This window comes from Vreelandella titanicae BH1 (assembly GCF_000336575.1).
Taxonomy (GTDB): Bacteria; Pseudomonadota; Gammaproteobacteria; order Pseudomonadales; family Halomonadaceae; genus Vreelandella; species Vreelandella titanicae.
The window spans coordinates 58951-80633 of the sequence record NZ_AOPO01000020.1; the positions used below are offsets into that span (position 1 = coordinate 58951).

Consider the following 21683-nt stretch of genomic DNA (forward strand, 5'->3'; position numbering starts at 1 on the left):
AAGCGCCACCTGTTTAAAAACGCACACCTTTGCTAAGTGGAGAACACCATGGCTGTAGAAATTACTTCAAAAATTGTGGGTTACCGTATCAAGCAGCAGGAGCAGGCCGTTCCCGTTCCTGAGCTACAAGATGAAGATCCGCTAACGGTGCGTATACCTTCCCGTCCGGAAGGCACGTTGGAAGCCGTGTCTGAAAAGATTTCATACGTAGGCGCGGAAGGGCGCAAAAAAGTCTATTTGCTGGTGTCGTTTATGCCAGTGGAAGGCGTGATTGGCAGTAAGCGCGTGGTGATTGAGCGCCCGGTGGAGTTCTTTTTTCCGTCAGGGCAGCTCTCCAGCGAGCACCAGTGGATCACCGCGACCATGCGCAGCCTTTCGCTGGCGGCCCGTGGTGGTTACGTCACACAAGCGGTGGCGGATCTGCGCAAAGTGGCCTGGGACAAAGGCTTGGTGCGCTGTGGCATGAACCGCTGGAACAAGCCAATGTTCCACGATTCGGAAGTGGCGGCGATTGCCTGGTCGATTCAGCAGATTCTTTATCGCCGCGGTTTTCTAGATCGGGATGGCAACCAGGTGCCGGTTGAAAAGCTGGTAGAGCGTTATGCTCATCGTATGGCTCACGGCCACGCTTGGCAGCCCGGTGCTGAAGACGAAGCTAATGATGCACCCATTGAAACAGGCGCGGTGGAGTCGATTGGCGGTGATAAGGCAACGAAGGGAAAAAAGCCTGAAGGCAGTGGCCCAGCCATAGTGGGTAACTGCCCCGAGTGCCGCGGTGAGCTGATCATGATGGATGGCTGCCCGACCTGCTATGCTGGCTGCGGCTGGTCAAAGTGTGGTTAGTTTTCTCAGGTGGAATCGCCTAACAGTGGCCGGACATTGTCGGTGAGGTAGCAATCGTCAAATTCACCTTCGGTGCATAGCGCGGATAAGTCTGGAATGGTGACATGGTGGCGGTCGCGAAATACTAGGCCGTCTTCACTAAGCGCCGTAAAGGTGCGGCTAACGTGTACCGGGCTTAGCCCGAGCACATCGGCTAACTGCTCCTGTGAGAGCGGCAGGCGGAACTGGTTGCTAATATCCGGGTTGGTTTGGCGCAGCCTTAAATACATTTCATACAGAAAATGCGCCATTTTCTTACGTGCACTGCGTCTGGCCAGAGTGACGAGGCGCTCAGTGAGCAGCGCCTGCTGACGGCTGCCAATGGCAAACATCACCGAGGTGAGAGGCAGCGAATGGCGAAATATTTCCAGCATACGTTTATGCGGGAAATGACAAATCACGCCATCATCAATCATGCGCACATTTTCAAGCCGCTGCGAGAAGGCAAACTCGCGCAACCCGATGATATCGCCCGGCAAAAACACTTCGAGAATCTGTCGGTCACCATTCTCTAAGTGACGGTAGGAGTAGGCCCAACCACTTTTTAGCGTGCAAAACTCATTGGCCGCATCGCCCATCTCCCAGAGTAGCGTGCCCGACTTAATATTGGTTGGGCTCTCCTCTAGCGCCATGAGCAATCCCTTCTCATCATCGCTTAATGAGCAGTAGTGATTGAAGTGCTTAATAATACAGCTGTTTTCCTGACCCACGACGTATCCCTCCAGCACAGGATTGGATAATACTGCTAACGATTATCTGCCCGCCACTATAAACGATGTGGCCATCTACTGCGTCGCCCAAATAGGCTAACTAGCGTACCTATTTAGCCTGGGGTGAGCAGCGCTCACCCCTCGAAAACCAGCGTCAACGCTTCGTTGCACGCTTGCCTCGCGCGAGCAGCGGCGCTAAGAAGCGGCCGGTATGCGAAACGTCCTGTTTGGCGAGCTGTTCCGGCGTGCCCTCGGCGATGATCTGTCCGCCACCTGAACCCCCTTCGGGGCCAAGATCGACAATCCAGTCGGCGGTTTTGATCACATCCAGGTTGTGCTCAATCACCACGATGGTATTGCCGTGATCGCGCAGACGGTGAAGTACCGTCAGCAGTTGGCGAATATCCTCAAAGTGCAGGCCGGTGGTGGGCTCATCCAAGATATACAGCGTTTTGCCGGTATCACGCTTGGCCAATTCACGGGCGAGTTTAACCCGCTGCGCTTCGCCACCGGAAAGGGTGGTGGCGCTCTGCCCTAAGCGAATGTAGGAAAGGCCTACATCTAGCAAGGTTTGCAGGCGACGTGCAATGGCGGGCACTGGGCTAAAGAACTCCAGGGCGTCTTCCACCGTCATGGCCAGCACTTCGTGGATGGTTTTACCCTTGTAATGAATGTCCAGGGTTTCGCGGTTGTAGCGTTTGCCCTTACAGACATCGCAGGGCACGTAGATATCCGGCAGAAAGTGCATCTCTACCTTGATCATGCCTTCGCCCTGGCACGCCTCGCAGCGCCCACCCTTGACGTTAAAACTAAAACGACCGGGCTTATAGCCCCGGGAACGCGCTTCTTGGGTGCCCGCAAACAGCTCGCGAATCGGCGTAAAAATACCCGTATAGGTGGCCGGGTTGGAGCGTGGCGTGCGACCAATCGGGCTCTGGTCGATATCGATGACTTTATCGAGCTGGTCGAGCCCCTCGATCTTCTCATAGGGCGCGGCGGTCAATGTCGTCGCGCGATTTAATTCGCGCGCCGCAATCGGCATCAAGGTACCGTTGATCAACGTCGACTTACCCGAGCCGGAAACGCCGGTAATGGCGATAAACAGCCCCAGCGGCAGGCTAAGGGTGACGTTCTGCAGGTTATTGCCGGTAGCGCCGCGCACAATCAGCTGCTTTTCTGGATTGCCGGGTATGCGGTAGGGCGGCACGGCAATTTCCCGGGAGCCAGATAAGTATTGGCCGGTCAGCGAGTTGGGGTTGTCCATCACATCTTGAGGGGTGCCCTGGGCAACGATTTCACCACCGTGGACGCCTGCCCCAGGGCCGATATCCAGCACGTGGTCGGCGGCGCGAATGGCGTCTTCATCGTGCTCTACCACAATCACGGTATTGCCCAGGTCACGCAGTCGCTCAAGGGTTTTCAGCAGTCGGTCGTTGTCGCGCTGATGCAAGCCAATCGACGGCTCATCGAGAATATACATCACCCCGACCAGGCCTGCGCCAATTTGGCTGGCTAAACGGATACGCTGGGCTTCACCGCCGGATAGGGTGTCGGCGCTGCGCTCCAGGTTGAGATAGTCCAGCCCCACGTTGACCAGAAACTCTAGCCGGGCGTGAATCTCATGGACGATTTTATCGGCGATCTCACCTTTGCGTCCCGGCAGGCTTAAGTCGGCAAAGTAGCGCCACGCCTCGCCAATTGGAAAGCGCACAATCTCGGCGATATTGTGATCATCCACGTAAACATGACGCGACTCTTTACGCAGTCGCGAGCCGCTACAGGTGGCGCAGGGCTGCACGGCGATGTATTTGACCAGGTCATCGCGCACCATGTTGGATTCGGTTTCCCGATAGCGGCGCTGCATATTGGGCAGCACGCCCTCGAAAGCGTGTTCGCGGGTCACTTTACGGCCGCGATCGCCCACGTACACAAACGGGATCTGCTCGTCACCGCTGCCGTTTAAGATAACCTCCCGCTCGTGGCGGGCGAGCTCTTGCCAGGGCGTTTCCAGCTCAAAGCCGTAGTGCTTGGCCAGCGCCTGGAGCTGGGTAAAGTAGTAAATATTGCGCCGATCCCAGCCTTTGATCACGCCTTCGGCAAGCGATAGCTCCGGGTGGCTGATGAGCTTGTCCGGGTCGAAGTACTGCTGTACGCCTAGCCCGTCGCAGGTAGGGCAGGCGCCCGCAGGATTGTTGAACGAGAACATGCGTGGCTCAAGTTCCGCCAGCGAGTAGCCGCACACCGGGCAGGCAAAGCGCGATGAAAAGGCAATATCGTCGCGTTCACCGTCCATAAAGTGAATCATGGCGGTGCCGTCGGCGAGGTTCAGCGCGGTTTCAAAGGACTCCGCCAAACGTTGGGCAAGGTCGTCGCGCACTTTGAAGCGGTCAACGACGACGCTGATATCGTGCTTTTTGCGCTTATCCAGTGGTGCGATGTCGTCCAGTTCCAGCACTTGGCCATCGACCAGGGCGCGTACGAAGCCCTGGGCGCGCAGCTCGGCTAATAACTGTAAATGTTCGCCTTTGCGGCCTTTGACTACCGGCGCCAGCAGCATCAGCTTGGTGCCTTCGGCGAGGTTCATGACTTGGTCGACCATCTGCGAGATGGTCTGGGCTTCCAAGTCTTCGCCATGTTCTGGACAGCGGGGCGTCCCGGCACGCGCAAACAGCAGACGCAGGTAGTCGTAAATTTCGGTGATGGTGCCCACGGTCGAGCGCGGGTTGTGGGAAGTGGACTTCTGCTCAATGGAGATCGCAGGTGACAGCCCTTCGATGTGATCCACATCGGGCTTTTCCATCATCGACAGGAACTGGCGCGCATAAGTGGAGAGCGATTCCACGTAGCGGCGCTGCCCCTCGGCGTAAAGGGTGTCGAATGCTAACGACGATTTACCCGAGCCGGAGAGGCCGGTAATCACAATCAGCTTGTTACGGGGCAGCTCCACATCGATCTGCTTGAGGTTGTGGGTGCGGGCACCCCTGACCAGAATGCTGTCCATCAACACCTCGAATCGCGCGGCAAAAGCGTGATTATACGTTTGTCGGCACCCTCCCGGCAAAACCGCTTTCATAACCCAAGATAACCTGCGGCAACTCGCGACGTTTCCAGCGCCAGCCCAAACCGCTAGAATAGAGGATTGTCACAATCCACTCTGACTCACCACATGCTTAACCACCATATAAAAGGGCATTATGCGCAAGGTTTCCGCACTATTGCTGGCCTCTGAACGACGTGCGATCAGTGGTTTGGCCGGGCTTTATGCATCGCGCATGCTGGGTCTGTTTATGGTGCTGCCGGTGTTGGCGCTGTATGCCGACACCCTTGAGGGTTCGACCCCGTTACTCGTGGGCGTGGCGCTGGGGATTTATGGTTTAACCCAGGCAACGCTGCAAATCCCGTTTGGCTTACTCTCTGACCGCATTGGTCGTAAGCGGGTGATTGCCATGGGGCTATTGATATTTGCACTCGGCAGCGTGGTCGCCGCTCTATCCGATACCATTATTGGTGTGATTGCCGGGCGAGCGCTGCAGGGTGGCGGTGCCGTTGCCGCGGCGATTATGGCGCTGCTGGCGGATCAAACCCGTGAAGAAGTGCGCACCGCCGCTATGGCCACCATTGGGCTTTCTATTGGCGTTTCGTTTGCGATTGCGATGGTGCTGGGGCCATGGCTTGCCGCCTGGGCTGGGCTGGCTGGGGTCTTCTGGTTTACCTCGCTACTAACGCTGGTGGGGCTGCTGGTGCTATGGCGCTGGGTGCCTGCCGCGCCGCGGCGGCGACGTCACCGCGATGTGGGCATGGATCGCCAGCAGTTTAAAAGTGTCATCACCCGCCCCGATTTATGGCGGCTGGATATGTCGATTTTTGCCCTGCATTTAGTGCTGATGGCGATATTTGTCGCGGTACCTTTTCGCCTGCTAGACGCCGGTGTAGCGATTGAGTATCACGGGCTGGCATATCTTGGCATTATGGCGCTATCGTTTGTGGCCATGGTGCCGCTGATAATTGTGGCCGAGAAGCAGCAGCGCATGCGTTTGATGTGCTTGGTTGCGATCGGCGCTATTGTGATTAGTTTGGCCGGGCTGGGGTTGCCACTCTCGCCAAGTTACTGGCTGTTTGTATGGCTGTTTGTGTTCTTCACCGGCTTTAACTTGCTGGAAGCGACGCTACCTTCCATGCTCAGTAAGTTAGCCCCGGCGGGCGCCAAAGGTACCGCGATGGGGGTCTACTCCACCAGCCAATTTTTAGGCGCTTTTTTAGGCGGTACGCTAGGCGGTTTACTGGCGCATTACGGTGGCCTCAACGCGGTTTTTATTGGCTGTGCTGGGCTTGCGCTATGCTGGTGGATCGCCATGTGGCGGATGCCCGCACCGCCCCCGCTCTCCAGCGAAGTGGTGGCGCTACACGAGACCCAGGCAGATGCGCTCGACCTGTTGATGGAACACTTAGCCGATGTGGTCGGCGTCGAAGACGTAATGGTGGTGCCAGAAGAGCGTTTGGTCTATTTAAAGGTGAACCGCCAGCAGCTCGATCAGGCGGCGTTGAACAAGCTCATGGCACCCCCCAAATCTTAATCCAGCCGTGCCGATGAAGTGTGGCGGCGGTTGGCAATAAACTCTACATGACAGCTATTAAAGGAGCGCCTTATGGCTCGCGGCATTAACAAAGTCATTCTGATTGGCAACCTCGGGCAGGATCCAGAGGTGCGTTTCACTCCCAGCGGCACCGCTGTGGCCAACCTAAACCTGGCCACCACTGATACCTGGATGGATCGCCAAAGCGGTCAACGCCAAGAGCGCACCGAATGGCACCGCGTGGTGATGTTCAATAAAACCGCTGAGATCGCCCAGCAGTACCTGAAAAAAGGCTCCAAAGTCTATATTGAAGGGCGCCTGCAAACCCGTAAGTGGCAGGATCAGAATGGGCAAGATCGCTACTCGACGGAAATCGTTGCCAACGATATGCAGATGCTTGATGGCCGTAGCGGTGATTACCAGGGCGGTGGCGCTCCGCAAAATAACTATTCCCAGAACGCTCCTCAGAACGCCCCCCAGAATGCGCCGGCTCAAAATAATCCTGCTGCTAATCACCAAGGCGGCTATCCCCCTCAGGGTGGTGCGCCTCAAGGCGGAAATAACTACCCTGGCGGGCAGAGCCCACAACAGCCACCACGGCCCGCTCAGCCAGCACCGCACCAGGGCAACCAAGCTCCACCGCCCAACCAGCAGAACAGCAGCTACGGCGCTCCGGATCCGGGTAACTTCGACGACTTCGACGATGAGATCCCGTTCTAAAGACGCAAAACGCCTAAAACGATTAACGAGATCACAATATAGCCCGCTAAAAAGCGGGCTATATTGCGTACCAGGCTTGGTAACCGCGGTTAGAACAACAGCTCACTCGTTGATGGCTCTTGAACTCCCGTCACCCCCAGGGCATCTTCACCGCTATTAAGGCTTAGTGCTGAGGGCTGGTTCTCGCTTTGCTCAATGATGAGTGATTGAAGATCCATTGAGCCACCATTGAAGGTTAACCGTACTACTTGTTCCCCCTCCTGCAAGTTGAGCGTCACCTCCGGCCCTTGGACATAGTTTCCCCAGTCGCCGTTATTGGGAACGCTAAGCGGGGAGGCTTGTGCGTAGAACACGCCATCTTTCTCAGCGGCGACCGTTATGCTGCGGCCAGACCAAGGTGTCGCGGTAATAAACGAGAAGGTGTGTTCGCCAGCTTCAACGACATCGACGGTGTACTCTACCCATTCATTATTGGCGATCCAACCTATGGCCTCACCGTCGCCAACAATATCCACACCTTCGCCGCGAATGCTGGCGTTACCCAGTTGGGTTTCGCTGCTATCGTTGTAGGCTATGCCCGCGCCACCCTGGTCGTAGTTGATAGCGTCGAGAAACAGGCCGTCGTCGTCAATCAACCAGGGGGTGCCCTCCTCGTTAAAGGCTTGCTGTACGTTCTCACGTTCAAGGGTGAATGATTGGAAGTCCATCAAGTCGCTGCCCGCTGACCCGTTGAAGGTTAACCGCAGGGTCTGCTCCCCGGCCTGTAAATCGAGCAACATACCGTCACTGGCAACAGGGTTGCTCCAGGAGCCAGTGTTGGGCAGCGGCGGTGAGCTGGCTTCCAGATAGAACGCCCCATTTTTTTCGACGGCGGCAGTGATGGTGACATCGCTTGAGGGAGTCGAAGCGAGGAACGATAGGCTGTAAGTGCCGGATTGGGCCACGTCGATGGTGTACTCAACCCATTCTCCAACATCAACCCAGCCGATCGCTGTGCCATTACCGACGATATCAACGCCGCCTTCACGGAAATTGCTACCTTCTTGCTGAGGATCGCTATCGCTGTAAGAGATGCCTTCACCGCCGACATCAAATAGTGCGGCATCCAGCGTGAAGCTGTCGCCCACCTCCCAGGGGGTTCCACTGTCATTGAAGGGTATTTGGCTGCCGGTAGTAGTGATCGGGGCGAGTGAGAACGAGGCCAGGTCTTGGGAGCCGCCGTTAAAGGTTAAGCGCAGCACCTGTTCACCGGCTTCCAGTTCTACCTGTACGCTGTCGGTGGGTACAAAGGTCGTCCAACTGCCGCTGTAGTTCACGCTGACCGGCGAGGCGGTGGTGTAAGGGCTATCTCCTTGGGCGAAGGACGCAGTAATGGAGCGTGCGGCACCACCGGTCGACCCCAGCGCCGAGAGGAAGGAGAGCTCGTAAGTGCCTGCCTGAGCCACATTGAGCGTGTACTCGACCCACTCATTGTTTTCGATCCAGCCGATGGCCGAACCGTCACCGACGATGTCCACGCCATCGCCCCGGAAGTTGCTACCTTCCTGATTCTCGCTGCTGTCGTTGTAGGCGACATCCTGACCGCCGCTATCGTAGTTGACGGCATCCAGCACGAGGCCTTCATCCTCTACCAGCCATGGCGTTTGGTTGGTGTTGAAGGGCTGTTGCTCCTCCTCTCCCAGGTCGATCGCCTCGAAGCTGAACGACTGCAGGTCAAGCTGGCCGCCGTTGAACGTCAGTCGCAACACTTGCTCGCCAGCATCAAGATCGAACTCCAGTGGGCCAACCGTCTGGAAGCTGGTGAAGCTGCCGGTATTGGGCAGGTTGATCGAGGCACTGCTCTGGAAGTTGCCATCCTGCTCAAAAGCGGCGGTGATGGATTTTCCATTTGATGTTGCCGAGGTGAGGAAGCTCAGTGCATAGGTGCCTGCCGTTTCAACATTGAGCGTGTACTCGACCCACTCGCCATCGGCGATATAGCCCAAGGCTTCGGTGCCGTTGGAGATATCCACCGCTTCGTCGGAGCGGAACGCTGCACCCTGATGGGCGGTGGTGGTGTCGTTGTAGGCCACGCCCTGGCCACCGTTATCGAACAGCTTGGCTTCCAGCGTCAATCCACCCGCCCCGAGTGTCCACGGCGTTTCGCCTGTGTTGTAAGCAGTTTGCTCTACAGGTGCCTGGTCATCCAGGAAGTTCGGAATGCCATCGCCGTCACTGTCGTCATAGAGATCGATGCGGCCGTTGCCATCGGCATCCTCCACCCCGGTGGGGTCATAGGTCTGAACATTCTCGACCAGGAAGATATTGTCGTTGTAGTCGTAGTTCACCCCCGCATAGTCCTGAATCACGATATAGGTATTGGGAATGACGTTGCCTGCTGCGTCTTTCGCTACGTAGACGCGAATCAGGTGGCCGTCGTTTTCGTCCCAGTTCAGGTTGGTGCCGGGGCTGCCGATAGCATCGATGGTGTCTTCGTAGAGGTTGGCATCGGGGTCAGACCAGGAGATGTAGCCTTGGCGACCGGTAATGTCCGCAAAGAAGCCAAAGGGCGCGTCCCGATCCAGAGTGGTGGTGGTCAGCAAGTCGCCACTATTGAGTGCCCGCGGCAGCAGCGTTTGCCCATCCTGCTCGTCGTGGGCCAGTATCTCGTCACGATCCCGGCTATCCACATCGTGGATAAACAGTCGCGCCACATCGCCTTGGGTATGATATGCCGCCAACTGGGTGATCTTGATCGGCGATTGACCGTCGGCACGCTGGAAGTAGGGCGAGAGAATCTCATCCCCGTTCGCTTCCACCAACCCGCCCTGATTCATCTGCCCCTCGGCCACATTGGTCGAGAAGCCGAAGGCATCGATGATCTCCTGTACCAGCGGCTCCTGGCCATTCTCTGACTGGCCCTGGGCAATCCCCGCCAGTTGGATCGTTTTGGTTCCCTCATCACCGTCGTTTGAGTTAATGATCAGCGTGGACTCATACAGCGTACCGTCATCGAAATCCTCGGCGATAAAGCGAACGGTGACATCCAGTGTGCCGCCGGCGGGAATGAGCAGGTTTTCGGTGGCTCCCACGATCTCAAATAGGCTCGGATCGGAAATTGCCAGGCTGCTGATCTCCAGGTCGGCGAAGCCATCGTTGGTGATGGTAAAGGTCGATTCGTCGTGGAACACCTGGCTGGCGTTGGCCGGGTTTTCTATTCGGCTCATCACCAGGCGATCATCCGAGGGTACCCCATCCAGGTTGGTGATGGAGATCTCGCCGCCGGAAACCGGTGAGATCCCTTCAATGACAAACATGTTGTCGTTGTAGTCATAGTTGATGCCGGTGTAATCCATCACGCCCAGGTAGGTGTTAGGGATTACGTTGCCATTGGCATCCAGTGCCTGGAATACCCGCACGGTATAGCCACGCTCAATGTCTTCCGCCCCTGGCGGTACCGTGCCGCCTCCAGTGGGATTGAGCGACGGGTCGGTTGAGAGATTGGCAACCTCGATACCAAAGATATCGTTACCGATCCAGCCGTCGGGGATTTGGTCGCGAGTGAACGTTGCCGTCGCGAATTGTCCATTGGCCTTGATAGGCAGTAGCGACTGGTTATTGTCGCCTGCATGATCGGAAAGGATAATATCCTGGTTTTTATTGCCGGGATTATGAATCCCCAGCGTTGCTCCCCCGTTGCCGTGGTAGGCCGCCAACTGGGTAATCGTGGCCGACTCAAAGCCATCGGCTATCTTCCAGTAACGTGACATCACCTCGTCATCATTGACCGGCCGGTAAAGGTCGAAGTCGTTGAGAACCGAGTTCTCGCCACCACCTACGGTGGTTAGCCCCTGGATGACGTTGCCAAAACCGAACACTTCCCAGACCTCGTTGACGTTGGGCTCCCAGCCGCCTTCGTCACGCGCCTGCCAGAAGCCTGCTAGGTGCACCTCGGCGACGGGGGTGTCGGCGTCGTTGGTGACCAGGCGCAGCGTTCCCTCAAAGACGCCGTCGCCTGCATCGTTAGTGGGTGGCGTATAGGCCGCGCGGTCAAACAGCACTTGCACGTCAATCGATTCTCCTGCAGCCAGTGTCAGGCCAGCGAAGATATCGGGATCGACGAGAGTGAAGGGGCCATCAAGATCGGCGTCAATAAAAACCAGCTCGTTGGTGCCGGTATTGCTGATAGTGACCGTGGCATCCTCTTTATAGTCACGGTTAGGGTTGGAGGCGCTGTCGTTCTCCAGGTAGCTGAAGTGCAAGCGGTCGGAGTAGTAGGCCGCATCGTTGCTCTGGATACCGATACCTGCATCGGGGTCGCCGGGGGCGGGCGAGATATCAAGGTAGTCGATTTCATCGACGCCATCCGCCGTGGAAACAACCCGCAGGTTGTAGGTGAGTCCCGCCTGAAGCTCGATATAGGCGGACTGCTCGCCGGCCTCGCCAACGCCTGGGAAACTCATCTCATCCACCGGCTGCCCGTTGAGCAGCAGCGTCAACGCACCACCATCCGGTGCGCCCGCATTGGCGGCCAGGTCAAGTTTGTAGGCGCCGTCCTCATTCACCGTGAAGTAGAAGTCGGCGGTACGGTCATTGACAGCCCGAGCACTATCGCCGCTTTCCAGCTCGATACGGCCACTGCCATCAATGTCTGCGTAAACGGGCTCGAAGGTATCCAATGGGGTATCCGCGATGCGCAGCAGGTCGACATTGGGGCCATTGGCCCCCGGGGCTGTGACGGTAATAGTATTGCTGCCTGTGCCCAGGGTTAACTCGGTTGACTGGAAGAACCAGTTATCCTCAGCTTCGTTACTCTGACCTGGGAAATTGAGCGTGCCAATATCGATACCGTTGACGGTGACTACCATTGGACGGTCAGCCTTGGAGGCTGCCAGGGCATAGCGGAAGCCAACGTCGTAGGTGCCAGCCTCATCGACCTCTACTGTCCAGGTAATACTCTGGTCGCTGGTGCCATTGAAATCGACGAACCCTTCACCCGAGGCGTTGCGGTCATCCTCACTGTTGGTGATAATCACCGGCCCATCGAGCTGAGCGTTTTCAGCTTCGTAGTCGGTGTAGCCGGGCGATGTGTCTTCGGGGGCCTGTAGGATCTCCAACTGGTCGATATTGGGGCCCGTATTATTGACGGCCTGGAAGCGTACCGTATTAAGCCCTGATACCAGCGACGCTGGGATATCCAGCGTTAGCCACTCGTTCCAGGCATCATCGCCAGTGACGCCAGCGGGTGGGCTGAAGCCGAAGGTACCTACGCTAACGTTATTGACGAATACTTCCAGCGGGCGATTAACCGTGTCGCCGTTACCGTAGCGAACTCGCAGCACTGAATCACCCGCATCGGCCCCTGATAGCTCGAAACTGAAGGTGATAAAGTCGCTATTCGTACTGCCAAAATCGGCATAGCCGCCTAATACGCCATCGGTATCATCATTGTTACCGTCCAAACCGAAGGCGCCAGGGCGGACACCGGTTGGCTGGTTGGCTTCGGGGTTATTCACCGTGCGGATCTGAATCTCAGCACCACCACCTTGAGCAATTGATACGCTGGTACCATCGTTGGGCGTATTGTCTTCTGCCTGAATAGTGAGTAGCGACACCAGCTCATCATCAGGCTCTTCTGGGTCAACGATGACACCTCCAGGAGCGGGGTCGAGGCGAATGATCTGGCTCTGACCGTTGTTGCGGTTCAGCGTCAGCAGGTAGAGCTGGCCGGTGGCCGGGTTTTCGATAATATCCAGCGGGTCTATGTAGGTGATAACGTTACCATTCACATCGCGGAGCACTTCGTCCCCAGTGATGTTGCCTGCGGCGTCGAAAGTAATGGAGCGTATATCGTCACCACCAGAATATTCGGTGAACAGCACGCTGCCTTGCAGGTTGCCGCCAAACACGCCGCTGGTGTACTCGGTGACGCCGTTGGGAGAACGGTTCTCGCCTAATGAATAGACTCCCTCAATATCGTAGTTGGGGTCAGGGTCTTGGCCAGCAGGGTAGTTACCTACCTGGTTGGCATCGTTGCCTGCGGTTGGGTTACCGCCGTTGAGGATAAACTCATCGCGCAGGGGATTGGGATGTCCGTAATAGCCTCCTTCCTTAACCGTAAACAGGTAGTCGTCCTGTTTTTCGACGTTACCTACGTATTCATTTTGCGGCGTTGAAGGGTCATCCGGTACATTGCCGCCGGCCGCCGAGCCGTTGGTCGGGACGTAGAGATTGCCATTGGAGTGCCACACCAGGTCATAGGCATTGCGTACGCCGGTGGCAAAAATCTTGACCACAGCGTCATCGGCGAAAGGATCATAATAACTCTCGATCAAGTTACCATCGGAATCCTCTACTGTTGCGGTACCGTTGGCCGCGAAGACCAGAAAACGGTCATCACCCATGGCAATCGGGTCTGCCTTGAAATCAACGCCGTCATCGTCGGTGAAACGGCGGTTGAAGCCATCCTCAGGCAAGGGCTCGGTGGTCACATCAAAGCCACCTGCTGGCGCTTCACGGGTCGGATCTATTTCCATGACAGCGGCACTGAGCAGGCGCTCCGGACGGTTACCCCAAGCACTATCGGGTGCCCCCATTGCCGAGTTCGATCCCTGAAGTAGATACAGCAAGTGGCTTGGTACGTCTGGGTTGGTGTTGGCATCGAATTCGGGGTTGGCGCGGAATTCGAGGCTATTGGTAACGTGGTCGCCGTTGGAGCGCGGCAGTCCGGTGATATAGGCTTCAGCAGTGGCGTTGAAAGCGTCACCTTCTTCCAGGGTAATCTTGGAAATGCGTCCACTGAAATCGGGGACGCCATTATCACGCCCTTCAAGTGGAATCGGATAGTTATCGCTTACCCACAGGACATTGGGATCGGTAGGGTCGAAGGTTAGGCCGATAATGCCCCGCGATCCTGCCGAATCCCCTGCAAAATAGTCGAGTGCCAACACTTGCTCATTGGAGAGCGCGCCGGTTTGCGGGTTAACGTCGTAACGCTTGATCTCGCCCAGCATATTCGAGATGTACATCTTGCTGCCATCAGGTGATAGCTCCAGCGAGGTGAACTGGTAAGCGTTGTCGGCAGCGCCGTTGAGCTCAATGACATCGTTGAATGCTACTTCTCTTGGCACAATTTCAGAGGCTTCACCGGTGATGAAGGTGTTGGTGAATTTCTGGAACTCCCGAGTTGGAGCGTCAGGGTTGTCATTGGCGCCACGATCCTGAAAGCCTTCGATGACCAGGGTGTAGCTGGTGAACTCTTTGAGCATGCTGTTGGGAGAAATCGTCAACGAATCGAAGCCGCCGGTAGTGTTGACGTTGAGAGCTACCTCTTCGCCGCTGACAGTTTCGAAGAGCCGTACGGAGCCGTCACCTAAGCTTTCCAGCAGGGCACCGCCACGGCCATCGACGACCGAGATGCCCACGAAAATATCCGAATCGGGATCGACGCCGGTGGGGGGCGTGCCGTCTTCGGCGTCTAACTCGACCCGAATCTCGTTCTCGCCCACTCCGGCGATAGCACGCGGGTCGGTGAAGAAGGCGTAATCTTCCGGTGCCTCACGGTCATCCTCCGGTGTCAGGTCGGGAATCGACTGGATCTCGATATACTGGACCTCGGTATTATCACCAAGGCCAATCGAATCCAGGGTCAAGCGGCCATCGGTAACCTGTACCACGCGGGTGACCAACTCGGAGCGGAAGCCTTCGGTGTCGTTGCTGGGGCTATTGTCGGCTGGAAAATCATCGGGCCGGAACGGCGTAAAGGGGGTGCTGAATTGCTCACCTTCGGCGTTGATCAGATTGACGCTGTCGTAAGGCCCTGAGGTATCGCCGATAGAAATCGTGACCTCATAATAGCCGTCGTCCAGTTCCATTTCCCATCCGGCGCGTACATAGCCTTCCGCAGGCTGGTCGAAGTGAGCGTAGGTGCCCTGGCGAGGATCAAGCCCGGCAATCTCATCGGTACGGTCGTTGACGGCGACACTGGAGAGGGTATTGATCGCCATCGGTATAGTGCCATTTTCGGTGCCATCGGCGATGGAGGCCTCGGTAACCCAGCCGTACTGGTAAACTTGGCCATCGATCTCGACGGATTGATCGCCAAACGCTAAGCCGGTATCGGCGATATAGCCTTCCGGAGTGGCAAAGCCATCGGGCTCGAAATTAATCTTGACGGCAAAGCGCTCACCTGGCTCGACAACCGGTGGCTCTTGAGTACCCTCTCGGCTGACGCTCAGGCTATCAATATTGGGGCCGGCATTACCGACGTTCTCCAGCCGGATGGTGTTGTTGCCCGCCATCAGTTCCAGCTCAATGGTGGCGTCTTGCCAATTCACCCAGCCGTCGTTGCCTGCGCCAGTGGTGGGGAAGGCCAGTTGGCCCTGGGGGGCGCCACCTACCAGGAGAGTCATCGGTCGGCTAGCCCCGGCGCCATCACCGTTGGCATAGCGCACATTCAGGGTATAAGTGCCCGCTTCTTCGACGGCTACCTCAAAGAAGGCCGCATCACCGGCTTCGTTGCCCATATCGAGGTAGCCGCTGCCGGTAAAACCATCCCATAGGCCGTCCGGGCCAGCGGCTGCATTGGTTTCGGGATTGCTAGCGTCGCGAACCACTGTATCAGGGGTAGGCTCATCATCGTCGATGGTGAGCGCTTCACCCTGAATCTCAAACAGGAAGGGCCCGGTGGGTGTTTCACCGCCGTCGTCCTGCTGGTAGTTGAAGATAATCTGATCGATATTGGGGCCGTTATTGACACCGCCATCGGCCACTGCCGGTATGGCAAATGAGACGCTGTTGGGGCCAGCTTGAAGCTCCATCTCCACTTCAAGCTCTAGCCAGCTATCCCATGGGTCGTTGACGCCATCATTGACTGCCGGCGGGAAAGCCGCTTGGGGAACAGGCGTTCCATTGATCATTAGGTCAAGGGGGCGGGGCCCTGCGCTACCGTTGGCGTAACGAATTACCGCGGTGTAGGTGCCAGCTACCTCGGTTTCAACGTTGAAGATAACTTCGTCGCCGGGGTTTGTGCCAAAGTCCATATAGGCACCACCGACGGCTCCTTCACGGTAATTAGTGAAGGCATCGGGATTATTAGGATCTACCACTCGCGTGAAATCGGCATTGGAGGGTAGGCCACTATCATTGACGGTGACCAGAGCAGCATCCTCTGCCTGGATAACGATGGGCGCGACAGTGTCTGGAACGGCATCATCCTCGCTTACGCTACCGCTTGCCGTCGCGGCGGCGCTGTCGATGGCGAAGCTGTCACCGGTGGCGCCGATAAGCGCGACCGTGACGTTTTCGCTACCGTTATCTTCGTCGTCGTTGGCGACATCAACCGCTAGGGTGGCGGCACCGTCGATAAAGGTGACCGTGCGGGTATCGGCAACGCCATCAATTTCCAGGGCAAGCTCCACGTCACCGCTAAAAGCGTTTGAGGCGCTCAATGCAAAGCTCAGCGTAGTGACGCCCTCATCGCCACTCTCTACCACCGGATCGGCATCGGCGATGCCCAGCAGGATAGTCGGCTCCGGCTCGCCGCTGTCCGTGGGCACAAACTCGATATAGTCGATGCGTGCGTACTCCAGCGCCGTCGAGCTGGCGCTGAGCGATAGGGTAGCGTCATCGCCCACGGTCACGTCGGCAAAGGTGGCAGTGCGAAAGTTTTGCGGCTGAACACCGTTGCCGCTGTCAGCGTCGTCATCGAATGTCCAGCTGCCGCTGAAGCTCTCGCCGTCGGCGTTACCGATACTTAGTTGGGCAGTGCTTTCACCGTCGCTCTCGTCGACATAGCCGACGATGACGGTATAGGTACCGGCGGCCACCTTGCCCTCCAGGGCGTAGCTGGCGGTGCCTTCGCTGTTTCCGGGCAGGCGAATGGCCTGGCCGCCATCGGCGGCGGCGATGTTCTCGATGGTAAAGGTCGTGGCAGTGTCGAACGCTTCCGCCTGGAGGCGGATGGGATCGGCAGGCACTACCGCTTCGTCATCTTCACTGACGCTACCGCTGGCCGTCGCGGCGGCGCTGTCGATGGCGAAGCTGTCACCGGTGGCGCCGATAAGCGCGACCGTGACGGTTTCGCTACCGTTATCTTCGTCGTCGTTGGCGACATCAACCGCTAGGGTGGCGACCCCGTCAGTGAAGGTGACCGTGCGGGTGTCGGCAACGCCATTAATTTCCAGGGTAAGCTCCACGTCACCGCTAAAAGCGTTTGAGGCGCTCAACGCAAAGCTCAGCGTGGTGACGCCCTCATCGCCACTCTCTACCACCGGGTCGGCATCGGCAATGCCCAGCAGGATAGTGGGCTCCGGATCTACGCTGCCGGTGGGCACAAACTCGATATAGTCGATGCGTGCGTACTCCAGCGCCGTCGAGCTGGCGCTGAGTGACAGGGTAGCGTCATCACCTACGGTCACGTCGGTAAAGGTGGCAGTGCGAAAGTTTTGCGGCTGAACACCGTTGCCGCTGTCGGCATCGTCGTCAAACGTCCAATCGCCGCTGAAGCTTTCGCCTTCGGCGTTGCTGATGCTCAGTTGAGCAGTGCTTTCGCCATCGCTCTCGTCGATATAGCCGACGATGATGGTATAGGTACCGGCAGCCACCTTGCCATCGAGTGCATAGCTGGCCGTGCCTTCGCTGCTGCCGGGTAAGCGAATAGCTTGGCCGCCATCGGCGGCGGCGATGTTCTCGATGGTGAAGATTGTGGCAGTATCGAACGCCTCCGCCTGTAAACGGATGGGATCGGCGGGCTCGGGAGGAGGTGTAACGCTATCTTCAACATCACCAACGGCAATGACGAATGTTTCGCTAACACTCGCACCCGCCGGGTCAGTGGCGGTTATCTCGACGCTGACCGAGGTTGTCGTTTCAAAATCAAGGCTTGTGCCGCTTTTCAAGCGCAATACGCCGCTGACATCTACCTCGAAGCGCTCGTCGCTGACAGTAAAACTATGGGTGTCGTCATCCTGGTCTTCCACAATGAGCTGACCAATAACGGCGCCTTCCTGGTTTTCCAGCACGCTGTTGTTATCTAGCAGCAGGGCGGTGGGTGCGGAAGGCTCTGCCGCCACCAACGCCATCTCAATTTTATCGATATTGGGGCCGTTGGCGCGGCCGCCCAGCCGCAGTAAGTTTTCGCCAGCGGCTAGCGTGAATTCGAGTGTTTCTGTCGTCCAACCTTCCCATTGCGTGGCAGCGGGCGTACTGGTAGTTACGCCGCTGGGCAGATCATCGAGATCATCGGGCATATAAAGGGCGGGCGTTGTTTCTGCAAATGCAAAGGTGCCAATACTCGTTAAGCCGCTGCCTTCGACCAGCGACAAATCAAGCGGCCTGCCGCTGGAACTGGCATAGGTCACGGTCATGGAATAGGTGCCTGCGACGGGGGCTTGATAAACAAATTCCCCATAAGCATCTACATTGCCAAATGCCCAATCCAGGTAGCTAGCCTCTTCGGCACCTACTCGAAAGGTGTCGTTGAGGCTTACGATATTGGCGGTAGTCACCGGGCGATTGGTATCGATGCCATCTGGGGTTAGGTCGGGTTCTGGTGACAAAAAAAGCTCTTCGCCTTGGATCACCTGACTGCCTAGCGCGGGTTTGCGGATCTCGAGATAATCCACATTGGGGCCGCTGAGGCCATTTGACGTAAAGCTGACGCTGTTTTGCCCCTCTTGAAGCTGCACAATAATGGTGCGTTCAGCGAAGGTAGTGAAGTCACTTGCATTATTATTGCCTTCGGGGCTGGTACTGCGTAGGTCAAACATGCGATCAACCAACTGATCATTCACTTCTAGACGCAGAGGGCGGTTACGTTCGCTGGCGACAGCATCGTTGTTTCGACTCAAGGCGTAGCTTACCGCCAGTTCATATTCACCCGCCTCCGGGACATCGATATTGAAGGTAAGAGTTTCACCACTCGGGCCGACAAAATCGGCATAGGCATTGCCATCAGCATTAACGGCATTGGGTTCACCGACGGCGGACGTGGTCACGCCGCCTGTCATAACAGCATAGTTGCTGTCGCCATCTGTATTGTCGGTATCTTCTGCCTGAATACGGATGGGGATGAAAACAGGGGGCACGGGAAGGCTTTCGGTGACTTCAAAGGTGACCGCCTCACTGCCAGCTTCAATTAAGTTGCCTCCACTGTCGAGTGCGCTAATCAGTAGTTGAACGTCACCATTGGTAAGGTTAGGGAGGTTATCGAAGATAAAAGGTGGAGATGTTTTCGTGAGCGTTAGTGACTCACCCTCGCTATTAATGATGGTTAATTCGATTGATTCCGTAAGAGATAACGAATCAAGGGGGGTATTAATGATAGGAATGATACGGATTGCACTATTTTCTATTTCATCTACTGCCACTGTCTGTGCGCTGTTTAAGCCACGCTGGACTTCACCACTCGCTGCATCGACCCAAGAAATAGAGAACATAAGACACCCCTGTGATGTAATTAGCTAATTGCAGGCAACACCTGGCATATTAGGGTTGTTGATATTGAGAAGGTGCTGAGCATCAGATCCCCATGAGCCGTGTAGTGGCCACCTTGGCTCCATGCTCGTTACAATTTTCTACCTTAGTTAACCTCTCATATCTCACAAGGGTTAAATTTCTAATGTCGTTGTATTGTCTGATTGGTTTATTAAATATTATTTTTAGAAAGTAGAGGGTTATAGCTCATGTAATATGAGTGTTTGGTAAGTTGTTTAGAAATATGGCTAAAAAAATGATTATCTTATGATGAGGCTTTAGTTTTTTGGAGTTGATGATTGATTACTATTTGAACTCTTTTTACTGCCTATATAGTCAAGGATGTCATTAGAGAGTTATTAGTTTTTTAAGCAATAGACTGTGGTTGATTCCATCTCGTCACCAGTGTTTAAGGCGCTTTACTCTGATAATATCCATTATGCAGCTATTTAAGATTGGTTTTTCACGCGGTTTATTCTGACCGTAATAGCGGCCAAATTCGTCGGTCACGGCGGTGAGGAGGCTTCCTACGGGGGGCGAGAACCAGTAAAGTGTACCGCTCCTGTCGCCGAGCGGCAGCCATGAGCCTTATCTTGTACGACAGTGCCTAGATCTTGGGTGGTTGGCACTAATGTTTGTAAATTGTGCAGAGGATGGTTGTGAAACTTTTGATATTGGATGCCGGCCACTGCTTAAACTTGGCACTGGCTCGGGAAGCAAGCCGTCGCGCCGATACGGAGTTAGTCATTGAACAGGGTACAATCATTACCGCCTCTCGTCTTGAGGCGATAGCCCCCGACGCCGTGATTATTCCACCGTTGGCCCATCCACTGAATATGGCGCCAGCGGATGTGACGGCGCATGCCGATGCGGTAGATATTTGTCTGGATGCCTGCCAGGCGCAAGACGTAGCGTTGATATGGTGTGTCTCCGATCAGCTCTATGAAGATGGTTTGGATGTCCCCATTGATGAGCATGTGGTGCCCGCGCCACGGGATGATAGCTTGCGCCGTCTGGTGCAGACCGGTGATCGCATCCGTGCGGAGTTTCGGCGTCATTTGATTGTGCGCTTAGGCCCGCTGTTTGCGCTGGAAGGAAGCCATGCGTGGCTAAATGACATCATTGGTGATTTGGTACTCGGGAAGGCAGTGCGCGCTGCGGAGGATGTGATTTTTTGCCCGACCTCCGCGGATGCCGTTGCCATGGCGCTGATTGGCATGCTACAGCAGCAGGTCAGCGGTGCTGAGGCTTGGGGGGCTTACCATCTTGCTGGCACCGAGCCGGTCAGCGCCTTTACCTTTACCTCCATGGTGCGTACTCAGCTGTTAACGCACCTTGAGGGGCGCGGTGAGCAGATTACCCTCGGCGAGGTTCAGCCGCTTAAACATCATCATGATGCAAAGCTACGGCGCGTTTTGAACTGCCGGCGTGTGCTGGATGTGTTTGGCGTTCATCAAAAACCGTGGCGGTTAGAGGCTGGGCGTATGTTGGATACGTGGTGTTTAACCCGTGAAAGTAACCGTGTCAGCAATACAGGAGCGTCGGCTTGATAAATGTGGTTCGCAGCTTGGTCTTTTATGCTGGCTACTTTTTGGCCATGCTGATGATCGGCATCCTGTTTCTGCCCATTGCGCCGTTTCTTCCACTGTCTGGCCGCTACCGATTGCTTAATTTGTATAACTACTTTTTGATGGTGTGGTTTCGTATTGCCTGCGGGGTGCGCTACGACATCCAAGGGCGGGAAAACCTGCCCAGTGGCCCGTGTGTGATTCAAGCCAACCACCAGTGTGAGTGGGAAACCGTGTTTCTACAGGTGATGAAGCCACCGGTATGTACCGTGTTAAAGCGCGAATTACTGCGCCTGCCGATCTTTGGCTGGGGGTTGCGTCTGCTTCGCCCGATTAGTCTGGACCGCTCGAAACCAGCACGGGCGATGAAGCAAGTGCTTACTCAAGGCGTCGAGCGTTTGGGAACGGGGCTTTCAGTACTGATTTTTCCTGAAGGGACACGGGTAGATCCAGGCATCCGCAAACGCTATAACAAAAGTGGCAGCGTGGTGGCGTGTCGGGCAGGGGTGCCGGTATTGCCGGTGGCTCATAATGCGGGTGAACGCTGGCCAGGCCGCCACTGGGTTAAGCGGACAGGCGTACTGCGTGTGCGCATTGGTAAGCCGATTGAAACAGCCGGGCGTATGCCCGATGAAGTGCTCGCAGACGTCGAGGCGTGGATTGAAGCGCAGTTACAGGAAATTTCAGACGTGCCACGGCCTACCTCTCGGTAACCGTCTTTTGCGTATACGTTACGCCTGTACATAAAAGCCTGAGCATAAAAACGGCGCCCAATG

At 56.2% G+C, this 21683-nt stretch carries 8 protein-coding genes; 5 read left to right on the forward strand and 3 right to left on the reverse strand.

The features are described 5' to 3' along the window. The first annotated feature begins 48 nt into the window (after positions 1 to 48). The gene (locus HALTITAN_RS22255; RefSeq protein WP_022520913.1) at positions 49 to 843 is read left to right on the forward strand and encodes a hypothetical protein; all 795 of its coding nucleotides are present in this window, start codon (positions 49 to 51) and stop codon (positions 841 to 843) included. Positions 844 to 848: 5 nt separating this feature from the next. Here the strand turns inward: HALTITAN_RS22255 and HALTITAN_RS22260 are convergent, their stop codons facing one another. Both HALTITAN_RS22260 and uvrA read right to left on the reverse strand, forming a co-directional pair. Continuing rightward, a complete protein-coding gene (locus HALTITAN_RS22260) occupies positions 849 to 1592 on the reverse strand; it encodes a Crp/Fnr family transcriptional regulator (protein WP_027958773.1) in 744 nt (247 codons plus the stop codon). 154 nt (positions 1593 to 1746) lie between these two features. Further along, entirely contained in the window at positions 1747 to 4593 is a 2847-nt protein-coding gene (gene uvrA / locus HALTITAN_RS22265; RefSeq protein WP_039860579.1) for an excinuclease ABC subunit UvrA, read from the reverse strand. Between the two features lie 193 nt (positions 4594 to 4786). Between uvrA and HALTITAN_RS22270 the strand changes: the two genes are divergently transcribed. After that, complete coding sequence (locus tag HALTITAN_RS22270) at positions 4787 to 6166, forward strand: MFS transporter (RefSeq protein ID WP_009288452.1); 1380 nt, start codon at positions 4787 to 4789, stop codon at positions 6164 to 6166. 72 nt (positions 6167 to 6238) lie between these two features. Continuing rightward, on the forward strand, positions 6239 to 6886 hold the full coding sequence (locus tag HALTITAN_RS22275; RefSeq protein ID WP_022520910.1) for a single-stranded DNA-binding protein: 648 nt from the start codon (positions 6239 to 6241) through the stop codon (positions 6884 to 6886). 89 nt (positions 6887 to 6975) lie between these two features. On the opposite strand, the gene HALTITAN_RS22280 is transcribed toward HALTITAN_RS22275, so the two are convergent. Continuing rightward, on the reverse strand, positions 6976 to 19302 hold the full coding sequence (locus HALTITAN_RS22280; RefSeq protein ID WP_051052191.1) for a carbohydrate-binding protein: 12327 nt from the start codon (positions 19300 to 19302) through the stop codon (positions 6976 to 6978). A gap of 696 nt (positions 19303 to 19998) precedes the next feature. Between HALTITAN_RS22280 and HALTITAN_RS22285 the strand changes: the two genes are divergently transcribed. After that, positions 19999 to 20889: a sugar nucleotide-binding protein gene (locus tag HALTITAN_RS22285; protein ID WP_022520898.1), complete on the forward strand. Its 891-nt coding sequence runs from the start codon at positions 19999 to 20001 to the stop codon at positions 20887 to 20889. After that, positions 20886 to 21620, forward strand: coding sequence for a lysophospholipid acyltransferase family protein (locus tag HALTITAN_RS22290; RefSeq protein ID WP_009288454.1), 735 nt, complete (start codon positions 20886 to 20888; stop codon positions 21618 to 21620). The genes HALTITAN_RS22285 and HALTITAN_RS22290 overlap by 4 nt, the downstream gene beginning before the upstream one ends. Positions 21621 to 21683: the final 63 nt, after the last annotated feature.

Coding starts and splice junctions, on each gene's coding strand:
- HALTITAN_RS22270 (WP_009288452.1), top strand. CDS start 4,787: ATGCGCAAGGTTTCCGCACTATTGCTGGCCTCTGAACGACGTGCGATC.
- HALTITAN_RS22255 (WP_022520913.1), top strand. CDS start 49: ATGGCTGTAGAAATTACTTCAAAAATTGTGGGTTACCGTATCAAGCAG.
- uvrA (WP_039860579.1), bottom strand. CDS start 4,593: ATGGACAGCATTCTGGTCAGGGGTGCCCGCACCCACAACCTCAAGCAG.
- HALTITAN_RS22280 (WP_051052191.1), bottom strand. CDS start 19,302: ATGTTCTCTATTTCTTGGGTCGATGCAGCGAGTGGTGAAGTCCAGCGT.
- HALTITAN_RS22275 (WP_022520910.1), top strand. CDS start 6,239: ATGGCTCGCGGCATTAACAAAGTCATTCTGATTGGCAACCTCGGGCAG.